We start from the raw sequence: 25,515 nt of genomic DNA, 5'->3' as shown, positions 1-25,515 counted from the left end.
TATTTTATATAGACTTTCTAATAAAGGGCAAGTATATGTATTGTTTATATACAGATATCTGCCCTTATTATATTTTGCAGGCGACAATAAGGAAGCAACTTGACAGCAGCATATAAGAATCATATTTTTACATACCACTTTTAAATCCACTATATGGTCAAAAGAAGGGGGTGTTTAATGATGATGAAACGCTGTAAAGAGGGATACCTTGAACAATGGCTTCAGAAAAAACGGCAAAAACCCCTTATATTGAGGGGTGCACGTCAAACCGGAAAATCAACCCTTGTGAGGATGTTTGCTTCCAACCAAGGGCTAAAACTCAACGAGATCAACCTGGAACGTCATCTCTATCTGAATGATATATTCAAAACACTTGATATGGATATCATTCTTCGGGAACTGGAAGGGGTCATCGGAGCCAATCCAGAGCAAAATGATGCGATTCTCTTTTTAGATGAAATACAGGCAACCCCCCACGCATTGCAGGCTTTACGCTATTTTTATGAGGAGAAGCCCCTGATTCCGGTCATTGCCGCAGGTTCCCTTCTGGAATTTACCCTTTCTGACCACACCTTTTCCATGCCTGTGGGACGGGTCGAGTACCTCCACATCTTCCCCATGACCTTCAAGGAATTTCTTATGGCGATTTCACCGGATCTGCTTCAATATATCGAGGGGATTCAAATGGATCAATCTTTCGACGCCTTTGCCACGTCACTTCCGGAAAGTGTCCATAACAGGCTGGTAAAAAAGCAGAGGGAATACTTTTTTACAGGAGGGATGCCAGAGGCCATACTTGCATATTCTGACACCGGTTCCGCCCTGGATGTAACGGATGTTCACCGCTCCATTCTTGACACTTATCTTGATGATTTTGCCAAATATGGCAAACAGATTGAGCTGCCTTTGATGCAGAGGGTTTTTAGATTCATTCCTCGAATGTTGGGAAAAAAGGTCAAATACAGCAACATTGACCCGCAGCGAAGGGCACGGGAGATCCGTAATGTGATTGATCTGCTTTCCAATGCACGAATCTGCCACAAAGTCTATCACACCCATGCCAATGGGGTGCCGCTTCTTGCTGAAATCAACGAAAGTATCTACAAGCTGATTTTTATGGATATCGGTATTGCCAATCATATCTGCGGAAACGACTGGCGAACCCTTCACAGTTTTATGGAACACGAACTTGTCAATGAGGGAGGGCTTGCAGAACAGTTTATCGGCCAGCATCTGCTGATCTTGAAACATGATGCTCCTGTTCTATGCTACTGGCTGAGGGAGAAAAAGTCTGCCAATGCCGAGGTGGATTACGTTATATCACATGGTAACAGCGTATTTCCGGTTGAGGTGAAAAGCGGCAAAAGCGGGACGTTGAAATCTTTGCAGCAATTTGTATTGAATAAAAACACTCCCCTTGCGGTTCGTTTTGACCTCAATCCCCCATCCATTCAGGAAATCAGCCATATTACAGCCGGAGCAGATGGAAATCAGCGGGTTGATTTTACACTTCTTTCCCTGCCCCTTTATATGGTAGAAGAGCTTCCACGCCTTATTGATTTGAAAAGACAAAAATGAGTTTTATGCAGTGCTTGATAGCGGAGAGGAATAGTAATGACGGAGTGGGATATGATTTGCTGGTTACAGATAACATCCGGACGTGGACCTGATGAGTGTTGCTGGGTTGCCGCTCAAATAGTAAAACAGATAGTAAATGAAGCATTATCAAAGGGCTATAAAGCACATATTCTGCAAACAATTCCATCTACCGCACCCGATATTTTTAAGTCAGCTTTAGTTGCTGTAGAAGGTGAAGATATCCACACATTTATCTCCACCTGGGAAGGTACAATACAATGGATTGGAAAAAGTATGTTCCGTCCAGACCATAAGAGAAAGAACTGGTTTGCAGGAGTAAATTCCCTGAATCCTCCCGAGGAGAGCCATATAAAAACTGGTGAAATAAAAGTTGAATCTATGAAATCTTCAGGACCAGGCGGACAGCATGTCAATAAAACAGAATCTGCTATTCGGGTAACACATATACCAACAGGAGTAGTTGCTGTTGCCAGGGAGGAGAGATCTCAGCATCTTAACAGAAAATTAGCATTAAGCAGACTTTATGAAAAAATAAAACAGGATAAGGAAGGCGTGAAACTGAAGCTCCAGAAAGAACGCTGGAGTTACCATAATGAACTGGAACGTGGGAATCCTGTACGTGTATATAAAGGGAGTGATTTTACTCTTAAAAAATCCTGATTTATATCATATCTTTCATTTACCGTCACAAGACATACTAAAAGGGCATAATTGCGTATCAACCACCAGATATCGACAAAACCTTGTCGATGTTACGCTGATACGCGACTGCATCACTTTACTGTTATAACCATACAGGGAGCTTCAAGTATAACAAACTGGGTTGTAGAGCCAAAAAAGAGTTTTCCCACCTTTGAACGTTTTCTGATACTCATTATAATCTCATCAATATGATGATTATCAGCATATTGAACCACAGCTTCTCCATGGGCAAGGGTTGTCATAATTACTTTTGAGACACACGAAATACCCTCGGGTTTAAAAAAATTGTCAATATAATTATTTAATGCTGTTTCAGCCTTTTCCACTGCCCCCATCGGGGTTTCACTGTTTTCGGAAATAACGGAAATAAGATCAACTGATGCATTAAATGCCTTTGCATGTTCAGCAGCCACGGAAATTGCCCGCTTGTCTCCATCTGAATTTTTAATGTAAACAAGAATCTTCATTTTAAATTCGTCCTTTTTATTTAAACAGTTAATGGACAGCAAATATATATACAGTTCTACTTTTGGCATCCTTCATATAACCTCAAAAGTACTTTACACTTTTTTTTATGGAGATGCCCGAAAGATAAGGTATGTTATTCCAGAAAGTGTAAGCTGGGAAATGAAGGATACCCTGCTTTTTTAGATTTAACACATATGCAGGTTTATATCCTCAAGTAAAATATTCTATTGCACCAGACTTTCATCATAATGGACTTCCACAGAACGCTCTTCAATCTGCCAGCTTACCCCTCTTCTGCACCTGGTATTTTTGATATAAAGCTCGGCATCTTCCTTTTGCACAAAAATTTTATCAAGATTCCCGTTTCCACATGCACCACACTGCATAGGATCAAATCTCATCACAACAAAGACAATCATTGTATCCCTCCATAGTTAATGGTCAAATGTAATATTACATGTAGATTAGCATGTAATAGTCTGTAATGCAATAAATTTGTTGGTCTTTTGGCATCTTTCATATCAACTCAAAATCAGTTTGCATTTCTACCATCTTTACCGTGAAAATGACTATCTTTTTTATACTTGGGAATCCTGATTCAGACAGTGTTGACAAGGCTTACAAGATCATAGGTGTCAACTTTGAGTTAAAATAGGGTACACTCAAAAAAAAATGCATCATAGTTGAATTTATTTCAACATATGATGCACTGTTTTTTTAATTATTCCAGATAGTTTGTCCTTTACTATCCTTTATGGATACACTTACCACAGGCACGCCGTCCAGGCGATGCGTTGCACAGGAAATTCAGGGGTCATAGGCGCGTACCGCCATCTCAATCTTGTTGAGAGTTCCCTCATCATAGGTTCCGTTTTTTATCAAAGATCTGGCAGCCTGATTCACACTCATGTTGATTGGCCCAAGATTGTGGGTTGTACCAACAATAAGATTTGCCCGGGTGATAAGGCCATTTTCATCTGTGCTGTAGTCGTGGATCAAGGTTCCTCTTGGAGCTTCTACACATCCTACGCCTCTGCCGGCTTTTGGCTCTACTTTGGCTCTGACATCTGGATCTGTAATTACAGGGTCTTCCAGGATTTCAATTGCTCGTTCACATGCATAAACCTCTTCTATCAGGCGGGCATAATGGTAAAGCAGTGTGGCCTGTGCAGGACGGCCAAAAAGAGAACGAAACTCCTCAAGCTCTGCCTGTGCCTTTGGGGTTGCCATTTTGTCGGCCACATTTATTCTGGCAAGGGTGTTGGCACGATAGATTCCCTTGGGGTTTTCAAGATCCATGGAAAAACCTTCGTTCCATGATTTTGCATAGGGAAATTTTCCATATGAGTGATCAATTATCTTTTCTGCAAGATAGTCTGTATAGTTTGCAGGGGCAAACTCCTCATATGTCATATCAGGTTTCATAAGACGCAACTTGCCATCATAGAGATTAAGAGCCCCCTCATCATCAACAGTTCCTATAAATCCGGTCTTGATAACCCCAAGTGACTGTATGGTTTCAAGATATTTGGGGAAGACCTCTTTTTTTGCAAAATCCATTGTAAACATTGCAAAATCAAGGATCTGACGCATCTTGTCCAGAATATCGACTCTCTCCTCCTCAAGAAGGGGCTTTGCAAATCCTCCTGGAACACCTGCAACCGGATGGATTGTCTTTTTGGAAAATTTGTCAAGAATCATTTTGGCCATCTGACGCATCTTTACAACTTTTGATGCAAGCTCCGGATTTGCCTTAACAATTCCTATCACATTTCTTACTGCATAATCACTGTCAGGACCTATGACAAAGTCTGCGGCTGCCAGAAAGAAAAAGTGCAAAAGTTTGTCTTCGGCATGGGAGATGGTCTGCATAAGCTCACGGAGTTTGTGACCTGCTGGAGTTGGAACCACTCCAAAACATCCATCCACAGCCTTGTTGGATGCCAGATGGTGCATCCAGGGGCAAATTCCGCAGATACGGTTGACGATTCTTGGAAGCTCTTCGGCAGGTTTTCCTTCCACAAATTTTTCAAATCCCCGCAGGGACATAACATTTACCCGAGCATCAGCCACATTGCCGTCATCATCCAGTTGTATGCCGATGGATGCATGTCCCTCAATTCGGGTAATGGGTTGTATATTGATCATTTTTCCCATGGATTTAAATCTCCTTTTTTTTCTTGAATTTGGGACGAAGCATACCATGTCCTCCTGAAAAACGAAGAAGAGAGGTACTTTCAGGCAGGGAGTTTATATCAATGCCGTTGGAAACCAGGGCATTGAGCATATCAAGGCGCTGATTTCCCTCGTGACGAACAGGACCGTAGCAACCTCGACAGGGCACCCTTGCTGAAATGCACCGAGGATCCTTTGCATCTCCGCCACAACCTCCGCGGGTCACAGGCCCCATACAGAGAAAACCCTGCTCCAGAAGACAGCGCATTTTATCAAGGGACTCACCGGCAGCTCCATATAATGGTGCTTCCAGAAATCTTCTGAGCTTTTTAAGGTCACCTTTGCCCTTCCGAATTGTTGGACATGTGTCGCAAACCGACTTTTCCGGAAGTTTAAGCTCTTTTCCGGAGACAAGTGCTGTCAGTGCATGGAATATGTGATCAGGATGAGGGGGGCAACCTGGAAGATAGATATCCACCTTTATCTTTTCATCAAGAGCATAACAGGCATCAAGAAGTTTTGGGATATCCTTTGCCGGATAACCTTTGCCAGTGTCGTTCTTATTATTCTCAACATCAGTACTCTCTGTGCTGTAATATCGATCCAGGGTCTCTTCATTGTCATAGCTGTTAGAAAGCGACGGAATCCCCCCATGTGTGGCACAGGTTCCAAGTGCAATAATAATATTACACTTTTTCCGCATCTCTTCGGCCACTTCCACATGCTCCTGGTTCCTTATACTGCCGCTAATAATTCCAACATCTGCTTTTGGGATGCTCAGATGACTTTTGTCACCCATCTGCCCAAAGTACTTGCTGTCCATAAGTGCTGGAAGATGAACGATATCAGCAACCTGAAGAACATCAAGCAAACGTTCTCCCATATCAATTATGGAGATTTCGCATCCAGAGCAGGAGTTGAGCCATTCACTTGCTACATTTACTTTCATTGTGATCTTATCTCCTTGCAAGGCCCATGGGTTTTTGTTTGTTAAGCTCCCTTCTATAATGACGTGCTGCTGTCCGTTTTGCAGATGAGGCACTTCTTGCCTCCTGAAGAGCTTTTCCGGAATAGTTGGGATCATTTTCCATGTTGAACTGCTCCAGAGCCATGGCGCTTCTGGCATCTGCCAGAACTGCACGGCCAAGAGGTGTACGGATTAAAACAGATGTCCACCCCTTTGCTGCGCCTAGACCTCCAAACGAGATATCTGCAAATTCTGCTGTGTAGTCACTGCAATATCGGCAGGCAAACCGTTTGATGCTCTCAAGCTCCTCAAGGGAAATGGATTTCTCCTCACCTGAACTTAATGTGATGTAAAGTTTGTCTTTCAGATTTATTTTTACTGTATCATCCCAGGAAAAATTCCCAACCCGAGCTATCATCTGGCGCTCCTTATCACCAAAGGTAAAATTGCCGGTGCAGTAAAGGCCAAAACAGAACTTAATTGCGTCTGAAGGGACAAGATTCATAACCTGCATCTTTCTTACAGATTTTATCTGACAGGGAGTTCCCACAAGTGCAACCCGGTTGAGCTTTTTTTTCACCATGGGGTCAAACTCCTCAATGGAAGAAAAAGTCATATATTCATCACTGAAACTCTTCATGCCGTGTGATGTATCAAAAAAGAGGCCGGCTCCATCAAGTATCTCCTGACGTGTAGTGGCAAGAAATGGACGACGCTGGAATTTACCCACAGCTTTTGTAACAATTGCGCCATCTATGCGATGTCTGTCAAATAGATGCAGCAGAAGTGCTGTCACAACCCCGCCATCTGTGGCTTTTTGCCGTACAACAGGATCTGTTGCCCTCAAAACTGTGGTTTCAATAACCTTTCCAATGGGCTGTTTCCAGGCTGCCTGGAGTTTTGTCTCCTCTTCAAGGTCGTCTATTTCAGGGCAAATGGAGTAACAGAGACCGCATTCAATGCACTTTTCCATATCAGCATAGACAGGTTTTCCATCATCATCAATTTTAAGGGCACCATAATTGATGGCTGTACAGAAGGTAACGCAACCACCGCAACGATGACACAATCCCACCTTCTGGACATCCTGCACAAGGTTAAAAAAGGTTTTCATAGAGCCTCCTTTGCGGTTTCCAGTAATTGATCAGGTGTTTCCGTTGATTGATCAGCTGTTTCCGTTGATTGATCAGGTGTTTCCGTTGATTGATGCAATGTTTTCATGGCTCCTGAATCCATTTCCGGTGATTCATTATGACAAGGTTTCGGTGCATGTGGACCCAATGCCCTAATCTGTTCTGTAAAACGGGTTACAACTTCTGCAAATCTTGGAGCTTCTGCTGATGAGACCCACTCAAGGGCATATCTTTCCGGGTCAATGCCGCTCTCCTCAAGAACCATTGTTATGACTTGAGACCTTGCTTCAGCTTTATAATTACCATCCAGGTAATGACATTCTCCAAGATGTCAGCCCATGACAATAACACCGTCAGCACCCTGATGAAAGGCATCAGCCACAAGATTGGGATGTACCATGCCTGAGCACATAACCCTTACTGCACGCATGTTTGGGGGATATTGAAGTCGGGAAACACCGGCAAGATCACCACCTGCATAGGCACACCAGTTGCAGAGAAATCCTACAATGATCGGTTCAAATTGATCGTTCATGCTATTTATTTCCTTAAATAATAAAAAATTGGGCATCTTTCATATCAACTCAAAAGTATAGTATTCCAGATAATTAAATTGATAATGAAAAAGTCTAACTATCTGTTATCTGGATTAATTTTTTACCGTGAAAATGACTATCATTTTTATATTTGGGGGTGATTGATACGTAATCAATCATGCCCGTTTACAAAAAAATAAAATATTTTTCTGGAAAGCTATAGTTTACACTTTTGATTATGAGCAACTAATCTATTATAAGTTGTTTATGCAATTGCAGCCGTTACCTGTGCCTTTAGTTCATTCATGGTAAAGCCATGCACCATGATACCCTCCTTGGGACAGGTGGCAAAGCAGATACCACATCCTTTACAAAGGGCAGAGTCTGTCACTATTCTCCTATGGAATGAACCATTCAAATTATGGGATTCGCCATTCAAAGTTGTTGCCACTACCGAATCTTTACATTTTTCTGTTTCAGCATAAGAAGCACTTTCCAGATCAAGGGAAGAGTCAACTGTTTCAAGGGAAATGGCATTGTAGGGACAAACATCAACACAAAGGGCACAGCCATCGCATTTGTCTGTTACAAATGACTTAACGGCATCTAATTTCATGGTCTCTTTGGAGAGAACCACGCAAGCCCTGGAGGCAGCAGCTTTTGCCTGTTCAATTGCTTCATCAATGGGTTTTGGGTAGTTGCACATTCCTGCAACAAAAAGGCCATCAACCGACATATCAACAGGGCGAAGCTTTGGATGGGCTTCATTAAGAAAACCTTCAGCACTGGCACTGCACTTAAAAACCTCCACAAGGTCACGGCTTTGATTTGGAATAACTCCTGATGCAAGCACAAGATAATCAGCTTCTATATCAAGGGGTAACTGAAGAATTGGATCAGTCACTTTTACTGCAATATGATTCTCTTCCAGATTAACAACAGGTTTTCTCTCCACTTCATAGCGGATAAAAATTACCCCAAGCTCCCTGGCTTTTTGGTAGTAATCTTCCCACACACCATAGGTGCGGATATCCCGATTGAGTATAAAAACCTGGGTTTCAGGAGATTTTTCCTTTATCTGGATTGCAGTTTTCACAGAATGTACACAGCATATCCTGCTGCAATATGGGCGTTCCGGCTCCCGAGATCCCACACACTGTATAAATACAACACTCTGTGGATTCTCCATTTTACCTTTATCGGGAGCTGCTGCCTTTTCTGACTCGGCGACTATGCTTTCCATCACCTGTGCATCAAACTCCAGATGGGTCATAACCCTTCTGTCTTCTCCATAATGGTATTCAGTGGGAACGCCCTCTCTTCCTCCAATGGCCATAACTGCAACACCATACTGAATCTGCTTTAAAGTGCCGTTAATGCTTATCTCACTTTTAAAGTTTCCCACAGATCCAGATACATATTTTAAGGTTGCCTCTGTTGCCACGCTGATTTTAGGATGTGTGGAGACTTTTTCAATAAGACCATCCAGCATGGGTTTCACAATTTCACCCCTGAAGCTCATCTTTAAAGCAAGGGCATTTCCGCCAAGGGTATTGTTTTTTTCCATGATAAGGGTTTCAAATCCCTGATCTGCAATGGCAAGTGCGCTTGTCATTCCTGCGATTCCGCCGCCAACCACCAGTGCCTTTGGAGTAACATTAAGGGTTTCCTGGTTCAAAGGAGAGCTGTACGTGATCTTGGCCACAGCCATTCGCACCTGATCCTTTGCCTTTTGGGTTGCTTTTTCAGGTTCCCTTTGGTGAACCCAGGCATTCTGGTTTCGGATATTTGCCATCTCCACCATGAATCCATTGAGCTTTGCATCCTTTAACGTCTCCTGGAAAAGCGGTTCATGGGTTCTTGGGGTACATGCGGCAATAACGATACGGTTAAGGCCATGCTCTTTTATCTTTTCTGCTATCAACTCCTGGGTGTCAGCCGAGCAGGTAAAAAGGTTATTCTCAACATGAACAACATTGGGAAGGGTTGCAGCATATTTTGCAACAGCTTCCACATCCACAACATTTGAGATATTGATGCCGCAGGAGCAGACAAACACACCAATTGCAGGAGTTTCGCCACGGATATCCCTTGGTTCCGGCCACTCTTTGTTACGGGTCATACTGCCCCTTGCGTCGGCAAGAAGGGTTGCAGCCGAAGAAGCTGCTGCAGATGCCTGGGCAACTGAGCGTGGAATCGCCTTGGGAGCCTGAAATGCTCCTGTGACAAAAACGCCGGTACGACTGCTGTTCACCGGCTCAAAACTGCCGGTTTTTGCAAAATGGTGCATATCAAGCTCAATGCCAAAAGTGTCGGCAAGGGCCATGCTGTCGCCGGAAGCCTCAAGGCCGATGGAGAGAACAGCCATGTCAAAAAGCTCTTCAAAGGTCTCCCCTGTCTCGGTGGTAAAACGGATGGATACACCAACACCTTCAGGCCCTGGATCAATGGTATGTGGCCTTGCCCTGACAAAGTTGACGCCTTTGGTTTTGGCATTTTCGTAATAACCTTCAAAATCTTTTCCGTGGCTTCTTAAATCCATAAAAAAGATAGTCTGGGAGATATCGTCACCACTTAAATGCTCTGCTGTTACAAGAGCCTGCTTGATGGCATACATGCAGCAGACACTGGAGCAGTATGTGTTGTCGCAGCGATTATTGTTCCTGGAGCCAACACACTGTAGCCAGGCAATTTTTTTGGGTTCCTGATGGTCAGACGGGCGGATAAGATGCCCCATATTGGGACCGCTTGCAGACAAAAGACGCTCATAATCAAGGCTTGTGACAACATCCTCTATTTTGCCATAACCATATACATCATAGACAGATGGATCAAAGGGCTTAAAACCAGGTGCAAGGATCACAGAGCCAACATCAATTGTGACAATTTCCTCTTTATCTTCAAAATTGATGGCACCGGTGGGGCAGAATTTTTCGCATGCTCTGCATTTTCCTCGGGTAAGGTAGATGCACTGTTCAGGGTCAATTGCATATTTAAGGGGAACAGCCTGACCATATTTAATATAGACAGCCTTTCTCTTGCTGATGCCCATATTGAACTCATCATCCACCTTTTTGGGGCATTTTTCAGCACAAAGGCCACAGGCAATACATTTTTCCATGTCAATGAAGCGGGGTTTCTTTTTGACTTTTACGGAAAAACTTCCTGCCTGACCAGATACAGACTGAACTTCGGAAAGGGTAAGTAACTCAACGTTTAAGTGCCGACCGCACTCTACCAGTTTGGGTGCGATAATTCACATGGCACAGTCGTTTGTTGGAAAGGTTTTGTCCAGTTGGGCCATGGCACCGCCAATGCCCGGGGATTTTTCAATAAGATAGACATAATATCCGGAGTCCGCAAGGTCAAGTGTGGACTGAATACCGGCAATCCCGCCGCCGACCACCATGACGGATCCTAAGTTTTTCTTTCTCATAATCGGTTCTCTCTGTGGAATGTTGTGAAGGTTTCGGGGTTTGGGTGCCGTTGGTTTTTCAAAGGCACCAGTAAGGATTTTTTCTACAATCTCATCCGGGATGTGCTCCCCAATGCAAAATCGACGAAATATATCCTTTTCAATGGCATATTTTTTGGCAGCAGTGGTTTCGGCAGCAAGTTTTCCTGACTTGATCCAGTTTGTGACAGTGTTTCTGTGAACACCTAATTGGTTTGCCAAAGCACCGACATTAAAAATTAACATGTTGAACTCCTTTAATGGAATCAGTTACGGAGTTGCGTTTAAACAAATTGTTCCTCTTTTTCAAAGGCTGCATCAACAGGCTTTTTCAGGAGTTCAATTAGTTTAAAGCAAAGTCTTGGCACAGCATCCTGAACCGCCTGTGTCAGGCCAGGCGACACCTGCTCTGGCAATTGATCTGTCTGCACCACAAAGACCCGCACATCAATGCCTGTGGCATCACTTAACTCTTTCAGCATGTTGGTGGTGGGAAACTGATGCAGGGAAAAATCTGATGTTTTATTCATGGGGATATCGTTAACATCAATTTCAGATATCTCCCCAGGAGACATTCCTTCCCTGTCAACGGCATCAATTACAATGATCTGTTCTGGTTTCTCTTCGGAAAGAAGAATGTCAAAAAGGATATCCCTTATGGATGTGCCGGCATCAAGCACTTCAGTATCTTCGGGAATTTCGTGAAATTGTTCAAGATACTCAATTACAGCAGGGCCAAAGCCGTCATCTCCAAAAAACGGGTTACCACAGCCAAATACAAGACGCTTTTGGGTAAAAAATTTTTGATACATTATGTTCTCAATTGTGTTATGCAATGGTTCAGTAAGAGGGGCCTGCAAAACACATCGGTATTGTGCCAACTACAATGTGGACTCCATGCAAATATGCAAAATACCATGTGTGTTGTGCAAAAAAATATTATGCAATTTGTGCAAAATAAAAATTATTTAAAGACTCTATCCTACTTTGTCAAGAAAAAACAATGGCTCATAAAAAAAATGTCTTTTTTATCCTCTCAAAATCGAAATTTTTATGGCATACTTTTTGAAATATTATTGCAGACAACAATGAAAAGTCCTAACTTAGACAAGCCAGAGCCAAAGGGATTTTCTGATTCTATTGCCAAAAGAATACGAAAATCAAAAATACTCAAAATCGACACCTACAACATCTTGAGCCTTGTCAATAGTGTCTGAATCAGGATTCCCAAGATTAACATGATAAGGCAGGATTATCTATCCTGAGCATCCTGGTTATCCTGGTTCAGACAACTGCAATAACTTATGCAAAAGCAATAAGATGTCGATTTTGAGAAAATAAGAATCTAACAAGTTTTTTTCTGGTGAAGAATTAAAAAGCCTAAGCTTACAGGAAAACTATTGAAAAAAGATACGTGTAGTGAGTCTCCCATCAAAAAGGGATACTCAAAAACAAATCACCGCATTTCCAAAATGGAGGGTAATAATTCGATGAAAAAAAAGATATCAAACACTTTATTGTCTCTGTTTATTGTCATTTTTTATGTTTCTGTCTCTTACGCTGAACAATACAATACCGATGCCGTTGATCTGAACCCTGGCAATTTGAATCTGACCATAAAAAATATGGAGATTCAAGGGAATCCAACTGATATTCAATTGACCTTCGCTCCCAATCCAGCAGATCCCGAAAACATCTACTGGAAACTCGGGGATATTACACCTGGTCTTCAAATGAAAACTGTTTATAAGGATACTTTTGCATATCGGGAGACCATAACAACCGTTGAAAGCGACCCACTTGAACGTCATCAGCTTGATATCTATTACACAGATAATCCCACCAGCAACAAGGTGATCATGTTTGTCCCAGGTGGTGCATGGCGTCAGGGAGACAAGGATAGCTACGAAGCCCTTGGGAAGACTTTGGTGGGAATTCATGGCTTTACACTGGCTGTGGTCAACTATCGTATTTCCAACGACACCGGAGGCAATGCTGTCCATCCCGACCATATTCAGGATGTGGCAAGCGCCTTTAAGTGGCTCAAACAGAATATTGCACCTTACGGTGATCCAGACACCTTTTATTTATTTGGGCAGTCAGCCGGAGCACATCTGGTATCGCTTCTGGCCACCGACCGTAAATGGCTTAACGCTGTGGGATATGATCTCTCCGACATAAAAGGGGTAATATCCATGAGTGCTTCCTATTATCTACCGGATCTTGTCACCTATCCGGACAATCCCTTGGGGCTGAGTGCTGACGACACAGTGGTGTTCAAAAAATTGATGCTGGATGCCTTTGGAGGATGGAGCGATGCCGATCTTGTTGACCCTTCTCCACAAAGCCACATCAATCCTGACCAACCACCATTTCTGGTAATCTACTCCTACAACGATATTTCGGGATTTGGGCCTGAGGCTGAAAATTTCGTAAAAGCGGTAAAAACACTTGACCCTGCACCGGAAATTGCACTTAGGGCAATTGAATTTTCCGACTACACAGATGAAGTGTGGGAAACTGCTGTCACCCAGGCATCCCAGGAGCCGGTTTTGGCTGAATTTGTTGGCCACTGGGCAGAAGTGATTGCCATCAATCCCAATGAACCGACAGGTTATGTCACGAAGCTCATTGTCGAGTTCTTTCAATCACATTAATAAATGGCGAGGTAACCATGCAATCCCGACTATTGATGCAAAAATATCCCACCAGAAATAATCATAAAAAATCGTCTAAGAAAAATATAGCGATTGAGTTTGCTCATCTGCTCATTCATGCCAGGCGAATGGTTAGACTCACTTTAGTTTATTGTTCAATAATTATCTCGCTTTTTTCCATAAATGGCTTTTGCGATGAATGGAATGACGAAGAGTTCCCAATCAATAAGGGGTTGTGGCCGACCCTGCATCACGATATGCATAACTCCGACCACATGAACAAAACCATCGGCAATTTCAGCAGTATGACAGAACTTAACGAAATGGCCTGGTTCCTCAGGAATGAGGGGCATCCTTCGGTGGTACTTACTGTTGCTGCCATTGGTGAATTTGAGGGACGGGAGATGCTCTTCATAACCACCGGCAAAACAGATTATCCCAACCTGCATGCCTTTGATATGGCAAACGGCTCTGAAATCTGGCATGCTTCTCCATCCATTTCCGATGATCCCGGCCCCGGAGCCTGTGCTATGAGCAGTATGGCACTTTTAGATGAAAATGGACTTCTCTACATCAGCGATTGTCACTATCTCTTTTGTTACGATGTCACGGCCACACCAGATGAACAGGGAACTTTACGCTACAAATGGCGAAGCCCCATGCAGGGGCTTCGGACATACAACGAAACAGATGGCCTCTGGTATAACGCCACAGATCCCACCCTGCCCCAGACCCGGGCAAAGCCCTTTATAACGCTCTTTTTTACAAGAAAGGTGAATGGCAAATCCTACCTTGGTGGCATCTCCACCGAAGGAGGGGTTTATATATTCGACCCTGACGACGGCAGTCTTTTTGCTCATACTTGGCTTGACAGTGGAATGGAAGCTGATGCCCTGGACTGGACACCGGATAGCGCTCCTTGCGATGTAGCAGACTACGTGGCTGAGGATGACCCGATGATCTACGATATTTCTCCAGGCAGCGATGATACCCTGACTCCGTTTGGTATCTGGTGTACAGGTGTGGTACCTGAAACCAACGATCCCGATGCTGACTACTTCATGGACCCTTGTCAGCTCAGCGGCTACTTCAATGCAAACACCGTAGGCGGTGGCGGTATGGTTATAAATACTCCTGCGGTGGCAAGGGATCCTCTTCGCACTTCAGTCAGCAGAATATACGTCAACGGTTCCCAAACCCCGACACTGTTGGCTACGGATATCACTCCAGCCGCTGTTGATGCATTTGTTTATCGCATTGACTTCGACCCCACTGAGACTGTGAAAAAGCGACTCACCCTCCTCAATCATGAAAAAGAGCGAGGAAACCGATATCAATACAACGGTCGTATGGTCAATGGAGAAAACAGCCTCTCCTCACCAACCCTCTCATTTAATGAAAAATGGATAATAACAGGGGACAACCAGGGTAGGCTTTACAACTTTTCCGCAGAAGACGGAACACTTATCTGGATGGAGGAGATAGGTGCGCTATTGGGATCCCCTACTGTGGTTCAACGGACGGAATCGGATGGACTTTTTTATATTCATACCTTTGGCGACAGCAGTTTATGGACATTTGCCTGCGATCCTGAAAGCGGAGCCATCATGAAACAGAGCCGGATAGATTTTCGTCAATATATTCTAAGAAACTATTGGCGTGGAGATAATCCAGGATATGCAGAACATTTTGTAAATTCATCGGGGCATGCCTACGAAAGGGCAGCCGTGGGAGCCAGTATCGCCGTTGCCACTGACGACAAGATGGTTCTTGTCTATACTGTTGGCTGGCATGATCCAGATCGTCCGGCCCCTTATCTCATCCCCACTCACAGTGTAATTTTAACTCTCCATCGTCTCTTGCTTCTTTCAGATACTCCAAGTGATGCCATGATCGACAGCGCTTATATCGACATACATGGAACAATGGAGCAGGCCACGTTGATTGCCCCTTCCAGGGAAGGCCTCCGTTTCCTGATTCCCCACGGATCACAATCCACTACTTTTGCCAGATTTTTAGATGTCAATGACAAGATGCCGGAATCAATGAGGTCTCTCTACATGAAACCATATGGAGGCGTTCGTCTCGCCGAACCGATCTTTGCGGAAACTCCGTTACTTGCTCCGGATCTTCCGTCCGGCCAGATGGTGGGAACACCCATTCGATGGAAAGCATATTATCCGGATAATTTATCACTGGACTACCGCTTTAGTGTAAGCATTATTCCGGAAACAGCATCGCTGTCAAAAAACATACAAGTACCATTATCACAAAACGGACAGATGCCATCAAAAACAACAGCATCCATGGCATCGAAAGAGATATCTGGCGAAACATTTAAGACAATGCATATCCTAAAAGATTTCAGCCCCTCTCCAGTTGCGGTATGGACTCCCATGCAGACCGGCATTCATACCGTTGAGGTCACCTTCAGGGACCGGGAGAGCAAGGTGGAACTTGGAAGCCACTCTGTCTCATTTCAGGTCACATCCCCCATTCATAGTGAAGATCTGGCTGCTATCATCTCATCTTCCCACCCACTTGTCCCCATTGTAAGTTGTAGCTCCTGCCCACCAGGTGCCCGTATGAGAGTTGATTATCACGATATTGATGTTGAAGATACCAATGACTGGCAATCCACAGGATATGTAGCCTGCTCTTATGATGGATCTGCCCATCTTTATGTTGCGGGCCTCAAAAGTGGTGTAACTTATGCCCTTCGCCCAGTAGTTGTACAGAAAGGGGTTGAGCGCCTTCCCTTATCAGATTCTACCCTTAAATATACTCCGGATAGTGTTGGCATAACTTTTCCGGATATCACCCCCTTGATGTCAGTAGATGATAACGCAGACCGATATGTAATGGAAAAATATCTATTCATGGCAGGATTTCCCGAATCCCCATCAAACCCATTGCCTCTGGTAACCGATCTTGCAGGTACGACTGTCTGGTATTATCCAGGATTTAAGGAAGAATCAGTTGTCGCAACTTCCCCCACACCGGAAGGCACATTGCTTTTAATCACCGCAGATGACAAAATTCAGGGACAGCGGCTGCAAGAGGTGGATCTTGCAGGTCAAGTGGTAAGAGAGGTCACAATTAACCGCATTAACGAACAGTTGGCAGAAATTGGACAAGATAGTGCCGGAGCCTTTGATCATGAGGCGGTTCGTTTTCCAGACGGCAACACCTTGGTACAGCTCACAGTGGAGCGTGAACTTGCCGGCATTCAAGAGGCTTCAGACGTCATTCTGGGAAGCATTATCGTTGCCTTAGACAGGAATTGGCAGGTGAAGTGGGCATGGAACAGCTTTGACCATATGGATGTGAATCGAAGTGCAATTATGGGTGAAGTGTGCCGCCATAGCGACAGTTTCACCTTTCCCGGGTGCCCTCCACTGTTTGAAGCATCCAGAGCCAATGACTGGATTCACGGCAATCACATTGCACCCTCTCCGGTTGATAATAATCTCATCTATTCCATGAGAAACCAGGACTGGGTTATCAAGATTGACTATGCCGGCGGTACAGGCTCCGGAAGCGTGATCTGGAGGCTGGGAGCCAATGGAGATTTATCACTGGATGGGACTTCTCCCGATTCCAATTCCGACAAGTGGTTCTCCCATCAACACGGTGCCACATATGTAAGCGAAAATCAGCTCCTGATTTTCGACAACGGCAACACAAGGTGTACAAATGTCGATGATCCGGATAGATGCAACAGCCGAGGACAACTTTACACGCTTAATGAAGGAGATAAAAGCGCCACTCTTTCTCTTAATGCCGATCTGGGGGTTTACTCCATGGCTCTGGGTAACGCCCAGCGACTTGCAAACGGCACATTCAATTTTACACCGGGATTGTTGACAGAAGAGAAGAGCCCCACAGGTCAGGTAATGGAAGTTGGAAGTGCTGGTGAAAAAATATCACTGTTCCAGGCTGACATGAATATCTATCGCAGTTATCGAATGCAGAACCTCTATGCAGCATCATGGGATGGTTTTTCCCGCTGTGCTGCACGGCTTTTTTCCAATTTTACACTTAAAATTCCGATCATTGATATCGGTGGCGGCCAATTTATAGATGTGGATCTTGCGTGGGATCCACTTTTTGATGATTTCAGGTTTCTGATGACCAACTTTTCTGAAATTGAGTATCTCCCAGATTATACCGCCTGCGAAACTGCTTTCATGCAATGGGATGGAGTGCAATACCTGGTGACATTGCCAAATCTGGCCTTTGGGCTGGATGGCTACCTTGTAACCATGTCTCTGTTGTTGGGAAAAGAAGGCGATATCTGGTTTAAGCTCAATGATATAAAAGCCTTACCGTAAAAATATATCTGGCATCTTTCATTTCCCAGTTTACACTTTCCTGAACAAAATGCCCGTTTTTCGGGGATACTATTCCGGAAAGTGTAAAGTATTTTCTCTATGATATGAGGGATGCCCCATTTTCACGGTAAACGGACATGATTGCGTATCAATCACCCCCAAATATAAAAATGATAGTCATTTTCACGGTAAAAAACGGCATCCTTCATATGACCTCGAAAGTACTTTACATTTTGAAGATGATACTCCCTTAAAAATGGGGTTGTCTTTCTGAAAATGTAAAGAGGTGAATGAAGCATGCCTAAAAAACTTATGATTGATCAAAAATTGAGGATGGTGCTATTCCTACGTTGCTATCCTCATGGAATTTTTTTTAAAACTTTTAATTGTTTTTGCCAGATCCTTTCCCTTCTTTCGCCTCTCGGCCACCGTTGATGCAAAATGCGCCCTTTCCCTTTCCATTTTAAGATAATTTTCGTAGGAATCGCTGTCTATTTTCCCTTTTTCCACTGCATCAATTACTGCACATCCCTTCTCATTTGTATGGGTACAATCGTTATATTTGCACTCCTGGGCAAAATTTATAATATTGTCAAATGCTGTTTCCAGCCCAAAGCTGCTGTCTGCTATTCCAAACTCTCTCATTCCTGGATTATCGATAACTATTCCGCCACTTTCAAGCACAATAAGCTCCCTGTGTGTTGTCACATGCCTGCCTCTGTTGGAACTGTTGCTTATTTCATCAGTTCTCATCACTGTTTTTCCAGCAAGATTGTTCAGTAACGTTGATTTTCCCACACCTGAAGAGCCAAGCATGCAGTAACTCTTTCCCCTTTCGACAAGCTTTTTCACGTCTTCGTATCCATCCAGGGTTTTGTTACTCACTGCAATGACCGGAACATCACTGATTCTCGACTTCACAAGTTCAATCAGTTCAGTTTTTTTGCTCTGGTCTATCAAATCTGTCTTTGTCAATACTATTACAGGAGAGACAGAAGATGAGTGACAAACTGTCAGGTATCTTTCAAATCTGTTGATACTGAAGTCCCTGTCAATGGCCTGGACAAGAAAAGCACAGTCAACATTTGCAGCTATTATCTGCACCTCGCCAAATTGCCCCACAGCCTGCCTTGAAAGAAGTGAAAATCTTGGCAATATCCTGTGTATTATGGCAAAATCTGAATCATATATTGACAGAGCCACCCAGTCGCCAACTGCGGGAAAATCTTCACGACCTTTTGCCGAAAAACGAAGATTTCCGAGAATTTCGGCATCAAACTCACCTGCTGCTGTCCTTACTATATATCTTTCCCTGTGCTCTGCAACAACCCTTCCTGGCTCAAGGCCATCTAAATTGTATCCGGCCATTGACTGAGCAACAGTATCATTATAACCTAAATCTTCCAGTTCCATGCTCTTTTCCTGAATCTCATAAAAATTGATTAATTGTTAAAATCTCAAAATCGACATCTTATTGCTTTTTCCGAAGTTATTGCAGTTGTCTGAACCAGGATAACCAGGATGGATAGGATGCTCAGGATAGATAATCCTGCCTTATCTTTGTTAATCCTGGGAATCCTGATTCAGACTGTGTTGACAAGGCTTACAAGATCATAGGTGTCAACTTTGAGTAAAATATTGAAGATAATCCTCTCTTACAGGAGAAAAAACCTCAATGGCAACTGAATCCTGAAGAATCTCTGCACCATGATCGGCACCAGACGGAATAGTCCAGCAGTCCCCGGGTTCCACCTCAAAGCTATTTCCTGCTATTGTAAGAAGAATTTTTCCCTTGATAAGATAACCTGTCTGCTCGTAAGGGTGAGAATGGGCAGGCAGTTTTTTTCCTGACTCCATCCTGAATTCCGTAAAAAGGGTTTTCTCCCCATATGTCAGGGTTTTTATTTTTATACCTGTCAAAACCTCTTTGTAGCCTGATTCATCTGCCTTGTAAAACATTTCATCTCTCCTTTCTGTTTTTTTAAGTGAATAGATATCCATTATTACAATTTGACGCAAACAATCCTCTTGGGTATGACGCAACTATGTTATGATGACAAAATAATATTGACGCACGACACCAAGAAGTGCCATGCTAAAATCAGATAATTGAATAATCTTTTTGTGAAAATTGAGGCATCTTTCATTTACCAGGTGACACTTTCCTGAACATAATGCCGGTTTTTCTGGTAGTCTGTTTCGAAAAGAGTAAAGCACTTTCTGCATGATATGAAGTATGCCGAAATTGATTAGTTCAATTAATTTTATCTATTGTATAACGCAAAAGCAATGCAGCAAAGGGGAAATTAGATTATGCCACGAAAAATCTTTTTGAAAGAGTTCGAGATTATTTTAAAGGTGATTTCAGATTATCCTGAAGGGATCGGTATTTCAAAGTTGGAACAAAGACTTTCCCCCCTGCTTTCCCACATCAATCGCCGATCTTTGCAGCGCCGTTTGAAAAATCTTGTGGAACAGGGAGATCTACAATTCAAGGGGAATAGCACAGCTCGGGTCTATCAACTCAAGCAATTGTCAAAGTCAAAATCCCCAAACGGCATTGAAAATAGTGTACCTGGCATTTTAATCGAACCTGACATTCCGCTTTCCCCTGACGGCAAAATCATTCAAGAAGTTGTACGTCAGCCGTTGATGAAAAGAAGGCCGATGGGGTATCATCGCTCTTTTTTAGAGGACTATGAACCTGGCGTGATGTTTTACCTTCCCGTTTCTTTACGGGAACAGTTTCACGAGATGGGAAGGACATCAGCGGCTGCACTTGAAGCAGGTACCTATGCAAGAGACGTTTTGAGTCGTTTGATGATTGACCTGTCCTGGGCATCATCCCGCCTGGAAGGCAATACCTATAACCACTTGGACACGATCAAGTTGATTGAATTCGGCCAGGCCGCCGAAGGCAAAGATGTGATTGAAACCCAAATGATTCTAAATCACAAAGCCGCCATTGAAATGCTGATTCACGAGATCGATGAGGTCGGATTCAATCCTTTCACATTCTTAAACCTTCATGCGGTGCTGTCTGAGAATCTGCTTCATGACGAAACTGCCTGCGGGCGGATACGAAAACGGCCAGTGGATATTTCCGGCTCTGTCTATCATCCCACTGCCATGCCTCAGGTTCTGGAAGATTGTTTTCGGCTGTTGCTCAAAAAAGCTGAAGCAATACCAGATCCTTTTGAGCAATCTTTTTTTATCATGGTTCAGCTCCCTTACCTTCAGCCGTTTGAGGATGTAAACAAGCGGGTCTCTCGATTGGGGGCAAATCTACCTCTAATCAAGAACAACTTGTGCCCCCTCTCTTTCATGGATGTACCGGAAAAGACCTATGTGGAAGCACTATTAGGAGTATATGAGCTCAACCAGGTTGACCTGCTTGTGGACCTTTATACTTGGGCATATGAGCGCTCCTGCCAGCGATATCTTTCCATCACCCAGACCATGAAAGAACCGGATCCACTTCGCATCCGTTATCGTGATCCATTGATCAGGGTGATTCAATCCATTGTCCGAAACCGGAAGTCTCCCACCAACGATAATATCGCATCTCTGGTTGATCAGAATATACGTGAAGAAGATCGCGCAGCTTTCATCCAAATGGTGAAAGATGCATTAACGCATCTTCACGAAGGAAGCGTGGCACGATACCGTTTGAAATTATCTGAATATCAATCATGGAAAATGGCGAATTCACCTGCTTAAGTAGCACCTGGCTAAGAGAGCAAAACGCTCATTCCGATGGATAGAAATGACCTCTATTCAAGAAGCCATTGCCAAGCCGGCTTTAATTCAACCCATTCAGGCAGCAGAGGCTTTTCCGGCAACGCTATATCATTGACGATCAAGAGTTGCCGGCATTTCCCAAATTGTTTTGATGCTTTTTCAAGCCCTTGAAGCTCTCTTTGTACATTGCCTTGATGAAGCATTTCTGTAACTTGAATCAATTGCGTTTTGTCGGTTTCCGGATTAACAACAAAATCACACTCATAACCGTTCTTCAAAAAGAAGATCGATTCAGTTTCTCGCCGAATGGCGGTAAAAACCATATTTTCAAGCAGCTTTCCTTTATCATCAGACAATGTGTACTGCAATGCAGAGGCAAAACCGTTATCATACATACAGATATATTTTTTTGTTGCTCATCTCCCGCTTTAGAAGTGTCCTCTCTTTAAATGGCGGTAGCGTGCTTAAATGGAAATCTCTGATGATCCTTTTCAATATTGGCTTCATATTTATTCAAAATCGACACCTATGATCTTGTAAGCCTTGTCAACACTGTCTGAATCAGGATTCCCAAGATTAACACGATAAGGCAAGATTATCTATCCTGAGCATCCTATCCATCCTGGTTATCCTGGTTCAGACAACTGCAATAACTTCGGAAAAAGCAATAAGATGTCGATTTTGAGTATTTATTTCCCCTGATTTAAGAAAAATACAACTTAATATTTTCCTTATTTTAAGGAAAATATATTTTTTATGTCAATCCTTTCGATTTTTCTGTTTAATATTCATGGGCACGGGCAAATTGCTTTTTTGTAGTTGCAGAATTTGTCTGAATCAGGATAAAAAGGATGTTAGTCGTGTAATAAATAAAAGAGGCAATTAAATTGAGTGAACTTTTACAAAAATTAAAAAAGAATATTGTTGATAATTGTATAAGATGCGGTGAATGTGCAAAAATATGCCCAAGCATTGAAATTGCTCAAATTAATAATATCAAACCAAATGAAATACAAAAACAGCTATTTAATTTTGTAAAAAATAATGAGAAAAATGAAATTGCATTAAAAAGAATAAATTCATGTATTGAATGTTTTAAATGCGTTGATTGCTGTCCTAAAAACATCAATCCTCTTTCTTTTATTGAAATTGCAAAATCAATATCATTTGAAAAAGGATATGATCCATATATAAATATTTCATCAGATGATTACTCATCTCATTATGACTCAATTAAAAAAGAACTCACTGAAAAAGAAAGAAACGATGTATTAAATCAATCTGAACCCTGTGATAAAAAATATGTTTTTTTTCCCGGATGTAATATCTATAAAAAACCTGATCTACTTTTAAAAGTAAAAGAAATTTTAAATCTTATTACACATAATGTCGCCTTCATTCCGGGTATTAAATTTTGTTGCGGTGATAATTATTTATTCAATGGCAGATTTGAAAAAGCTGAAGAAAAATATAAAGCTCTAACTGAAATTGTAAAAACTTACAATCCAGATGAAATAATCTTATGGTGTCCAACCTGTCTCACCAGAATGAATAAAATGTGGAATAGTCAGTTAAAATTTACTTCGTTTTTCCAATTTTGTCTTGAAAATATTCATAATGTTAATTTTGTTAATTCAGATTTTCAGAAAAAAGTAACCTTGCATGAACCATGTAAAACAGCCTATACCGGATTGGACCTGAGTCATCGCAATATAATAAAAAATATTCCAAATATAACTTTAACTGAAATGAAGTCAGGCATCAAATGCTGCGGTAGTGGCGGAATGACACATTTCAAAAAGAATACCTTAAAAATGATAACAGATAAAAGACTTAATGAAGCAGTAGAAACCGGTGCTGAAATGCTGGTAACAGTTTGTCATTACTGCCAGGAAATATTTGATTATAGAAATGAATACGAAGAATTTAAGATAATCAATTTGGCAGAATTAATGTATGACAATCTAAAAACTAATGAAAAACAGGCCTAACCCGGCGCTGAACTCGGACGCAAAAGGGTTCAGGATAGATTAGTCTGTTTGTTAAGTCGCGATTTCCATATTTCAGGCATCACTTATATCAATATGATGTGTGAACAGTCATCAAAATTCCAATATGTTGTTGTTGAGAAATCCAATCAGAGTGAAATCGCCCTTAAATCAACAAGCTCATAGTGTTCTTTCAAGGTTTGATTGTCGGGTAGAAAATGCCTTGAACCTTTGAAAAGCCTGAAAAGTCACCCGACAGTTTAAACTTGAAGAGGAAATAGATAATCCTAACTTATTCTGTTAATCTTGGGAATCCTGATTCAGAAAGTTTGACAAGACTCACAAAATCAGAGGTGTCGCCTTCGATAATTTAGATCAAAAATATCAAATTTAACTATCTATTTAGAAATGGGTACAAAATAGCATTCCCATTTTACAATCTACATGTCCCCGATTTTTAAGGAGAATTTGCAATGAGATCAAAAGTTTATACATTATTAGTGCTGTTTACACTCTCCCTCTATTGTTCTTTTTTTAATCTTGTTAATGCCGAGGCTCAGCCAGTATTGAAGCTTGCTACCCAAGATTTCCCACCTTTCAGCTATCTGAATAATGCTGATGCCAATGGTAAAGTCAGTATTACAAATGTGGCAGGCCCTGCAGCGGAAATCATCAGAAAAGTTTGTGAAGATGCAGGTATTGAGTGTACATTGAGCCTTCTTCCCTGGCGACGGGCACAATATGACATGGAGGAAGAAGGACTTTATAATGGGCTGTTTCTGATAGGAAAAAATAAAGCCCGTATGAAGTATCTCTATTTCAGCCCTGCGGTTCTGAAAACAGAATATGGTTTTTTTGTCAAGGATGACAACACAATGGAATATAAATCCCCTTCTGATATCAAAGATTACAGGGTTGCCGTTTATGGCCCTTCCAATACATCAAAATCCCTTGAAAAAGTTCATAATGAAATGGAACAGTTCACCATAGACATGAGGCCGGACGATATAAGCGGATTCAGAAAACTCTCCCTTGGTCGGGTTGAAGCTGTCTATTCCAATAAGGATGTGGGTTTTGCCATTCTCGAAAAACAAAAGATAAAAAACATCAGATATGCTGGAATGCATAGGGAGCTTAATTACTATATCGGATTCTCAATGAAGCATACTGACAAAAGCATAGTTGACAATTTTAACAAGACATTTCTCAAGCTTCACAAAGAGAATATTATACAGGAAATTCTTTCAAAATATGCCCTTGAACCCGCTGTGACAAAGGAGTGAGAATATAACATCATCCCCTCTCACAGACCTGCGAGGGGAACTATGGTTAATCGGTAGCAAATCTTTATGACCACTTATAACCAAAAATACAATACAACAAAGGGTGCAATAATAAAAAAAATCAATACAACCGAGACAGTAAAAAGATGCTCCTTAATTCGGTCTGTTGCAAGATCAATCTGTTTAATCCGCACTTTTTCAACTTCTTCATCTACGGCTTTTCTGCCAATTATTTTCACAAAAAATGCCCCAAACGATAGAACAATCAAAGCAAAAGGGTAAAATATGGCAAGTATAAACAGAAATATTAATATTACAATAAGGGAAACCATATAGTGTTATTCCAATATTTGCTCGTCTCGTAAAAAGAGCAGAACCCAAACCTGGATAAAAAAGCAATAAAATGTCAATTTTGAGTAAACAGGCATGAATGACTACGTCATCAATTACCCCCAAATATAAACTCGAAAACGACACC

Annotated in this window: 19 protein-coding genes and 1 pseudogene; 8 read left to right on the top strand and 12 right to left on the bottom strand. The window is 42.3% G+C overall.

Annotation, left to right across the window (positions count from 1 at the left end):
• Nucleotides 1–177 precede the first annotated feature (177 nt).
• The gene (locus tag MTBBW1_RS23445; RefSeq protein ID WP_245809539.1) at nucleotides 178–1,578 is read left to right on the top strand and encodes an ATP-binding protein; all 1,401 of its coding nucleotides are present in this window, start codon (nucleotides 178–180) and stop codon (nucleotides 1,576–1,578) included.
• Between the two features lie 51 nt (nucleotides 1,579–1,629).
• On the top strand, nucleotides 1,630–2,259 hold the full coding sequence (gene prfH, locus MTBBW1_RS23440; protein WP_186441666.1) for a peptide chain release factor H: 630 nt from the start codon (nucleotides 1,630–1,632) through the stop codon (nucleotides 2,257–2,259).
• 113 nt (nucleotides 2,260–2,372) lie between these two features.
• Here prfH and MTBBW1_RS23435 read toward each other — a convergent pair whose 3' ends face one another.
• From MTBBW1_RS23435 to MTBBW1_RS23390, 8 genes and pseudogenes are all read right to left on the bottom strand, one after another.
• The gene (locus MTBBW1_RS23435) at nucleotides 2,373–2,768 is read right to left on the bottom strand and encodes a universal stress protein (RefSeq protein WP_186441665.1); all 396 of its coding nucleotides are present in this window, start codon (nucleotides 2,766–2,768) and stop codon (nucleotides 2,373–2,375) included.
• A 225-nt stretch (nucleotides 2,769–2,993) separates the two neighbouring features.
• On the bottom strand, nucleotides 2,994–3,188 hold the full coding sequence (locus MTBBW1_RS23430) for a hypothetical protein (protein ID WP_080808092.1): 195 nt from the start codon (nucleotides 3,186–3,188) through the stop codon (nucleotides 2,994–2,996).
• A gap of 388 nt (nucleotides 3,189–3,576) precedes the next feature.
• Entirely contained in the window at nucleotides 3,577–4,926 is a 1,350-nt protein-coding gene (locus tag MTBBW1_RS23425) for a Ni/Fe hydrogenase subunit alpha (protein ID WP_186441664.1), read from the bottom strand.
• A gap of 4 nt (nucleotides 4,927–4,930) precedes the next feature.
• Entirely contained in the window at nucleotides 4,931–5,893 is a 963-nt protein-coding gene (locus MTBBW1_RS23420; protein ID WP_080808086.1) for an NADH-quinone oxidoreductase subunit B family protein, read from the bottom strand.
• A gap of 7 nt (nucleotides 5,894–5,900) precedes the next feature.
• The gene (locus MTBBW1_RS23415; RefSeq protein ID WP_080808083.1) at nucleotides 5,901–7,025 is read right to left on the bottom strand and encodes a Coenzyme F420 hydrogenase/dehydrogenase, beta subunit C-terminal domain; all 1,125 of its coding nucleotides are present in this window, start codon (nucleotides 7,023–7,025) and stop codon (nucleotides 5,901–5,903) included.
• A gap of 155 nt (nucleotides 7,026–7,180) precedes the next feature.
• Nucleotides 7,181–7,579 (bottom strand): annotated as a pseudogene (locus tag MTBBW1_RS29250) (hydrogenase iron-sulfur subunit); the annotation flags it as partial.
• A 266-nt stretch (nucleotides 7,580–7,845) separates the two neighbouring features.
• A complete protein-coding gene (locus tag MTBBW1_RS23400) occupies nucleotides 7,846–11,016 on the bottom strand; it encodes a 4Fe-4S binding protein (RefSeq protein WP_186441669.1) in 3,171 nt (1,056 codons plus the stop codon).
• A gap of 302 nt (nucleotides 11,017–11,318) precedes the next feature.
• A complete protein-coding gene (locus MTBBW1_RS23390; RefSeq protein ID WP_080808139.1) occupies nucleotides 11,319–11,846 on the bottom strand; it encodes a hydrogenase maturation protease in 528 nt (175 codons plus the stop codon).
• Between the two features lie 276 nt (nucleotides 11,847–12,122).
• On the opposite strand from MTBBW1_RS23390, the gene MTBBW1_RS30100 reads away from it, so the two are divergent.
• The 3 genes from MTBBW1_RS30100 to MTBBW1_RS23375 all read left to right on the top strand — a co-directional run bounded on the left by MTBBW1_RS30100 (nucleotide 12,123) and on the right by MTBBW1_RS23375 (nucleotide 18,025).
• Nucleotides 12,123–12,251, top strand: a complete 129-nt coding sequence (locus MTBBW1_RS30100; protein ID WP_281255682.1) for a hypothetical protein — start codon at nucleotides 12,123–12,125, stop codon at nucleotides 12,249–12,251.
• A 273-nt stretch (nucleotides 12,252–12,524) separates the two neighbouring features.
• Nucleotides 12,525–13,691, top strand: coding sequence for an alpha/beta hydrolase (locus MTBBW1_RS23380; RefSeq protein WP_186441663.1), 1,167 nt, complete (start codon nucleotides 12,525–12,527; stop codon nucleotides 13,689–13,691).
• Between the two features lie 257 nt (nucleotides 13,692–13,948).
• On the top strand, nucleotides 13,949–18,025 hold the full coding sequence (locus tag MTBBW1_RS23375) for an aryl-sulfate sulfotransferase (protein ID WP_186441662.1): 4,077 nt from the start codon (nucleotides 13,949–13,951) through the stop codon (nucleotides 18,023–18,025).
• A gap of 345 nt (nucleotides 18,026–18,370) precedes the next feature.
• Here the strand turns inward: MTBBW1_RS23375 and rsgA are convergent, their stop codons facing one another.
• Together rsgA and MTBBW1_RS23365 are read right to left on the bottom strand one after the other, a co-directional pair.
• Nucleotides 18,371–19,438 (bottom strand): ribosome small subunit-dependent GTPase A, encoded by a 1,068-nt coding sequence (gene rsgA / locus MTBBW1_RS23370; RefSeq protein WP_080808060.1) that lies wholly within the window; start codon nucleotides 19,436–19,438, stop codon nucleotides 18,371–18,373.
• 207 nt (nucleotides 19,439–19,645) lie between these two features.
• A complete protein-coding gene (locus MTBBW1_RS23365) occupies nucleotides 19,646–20,044 on the bottom strand; it encodes a cupin domain-containing protein (protein WP_245809537.1) in 399 nt (132 codons plus the stop codon).
• A gap of 294 nt (nucleotides 20,045–20,338) precedes the next feature.
• On the opposite strand from MTBBW1_RS23365, the gene MTBBW1_RS23360 reads away from it, so the two are divergent.
• The gene (locus MTBBW1_RS23360; protein WP_080808057.1) at nucleotides 20,339–21,745 is read left to right on the top strand and encodes a Fic family protein; all 1,407 of its coding nucleotides are present in this window, start codon (nucleotides 20,339–20,341) and stop codon (nucleotides 21,743–21,745) included.
• Between the two features lie 53 nt (nucleotides 21,746–21,798).
• On the opposite strand, the gene MTBBW1_RS23355 is transcribed toward MTBBW1_RS23360, so the two are convergent.
• Nucleotides 21,799–22,122, bottom strand: a complete 324-nt coding sequence (locus tag MTBBW1_RS23355; protein WP_186441661.1) for an ATP-binding protein — start codon at nucleotides 22,120–22,122, stop codon at nucleotides 21,799–21,801.
• 531 nt (nucleotides 22,123–22,653) lie between these two features.
• Between MTBBW1_RS23355 and MTBBW1_RS23350 the strand changes: the two genes are divergently transcribed.
• Together MTBBW1_RS23350 and MTBBW1_RS23345 are read left to right on the top strand one after the other, a co-directional pair.
• The gene (locus MTBBW1_RS23350; RefSeq protein ID WP_080808053.1) at nucleotides 22,654–23,757 is read left to right on the top strand and encodes a (Fe-S)-binding protein; all 1,104 of its coding nucleotides are present in this window, start codon (nucleotides 22,654–22,656) and stop codon (nucleotides 23,755–23,757) included.
• A gap of 470 nt (nucleotides 23,758–24,227) precedes the next feature.
• Nucleotides 24,228–25,037 carry a substrate-binding periplasmic protein gene (locus MTBBW1_RS23345; RefSeq protein WP_080808051.1) on the top strand — a complete coding sequence of 270 codons (810 nt, stop codon included), beginning with the start codon at nucleotides 24,228–24,230 and terminating at the stop codon, nucleotides 25,035–25,037.
• A 207-nt stretch (nucleotides 25,038–25,244) separates the two neighbouring features.
• On the opposite strand, the gene MTBBW1_RS29245 is transcribed toward MTBBW1_RS23345, so the two are convergent.
• On the bottom strand, nucleotides 25,245–25,515 hold a 271-nt coding region (locus MTBBW1_RS29245; protein ID WP_222424147.1), incomplete at its 5' end, for a hypothetical protein.

Origin of the sequence: Desulfamplus magnetovallimortis (assembly GCF_900170035.1) — a bacterium.
Taxonomy (GTDB): Bacteria; Desulfobacterota; Desulfobacteria; order Desulfobacterales; family Desulfobacteraceae; genus Desulfamplus; species Desulfamplus magnetovallimortis.
This window is presented reverse-complemented; position numbering and strand designations above follow the sequence as displayed.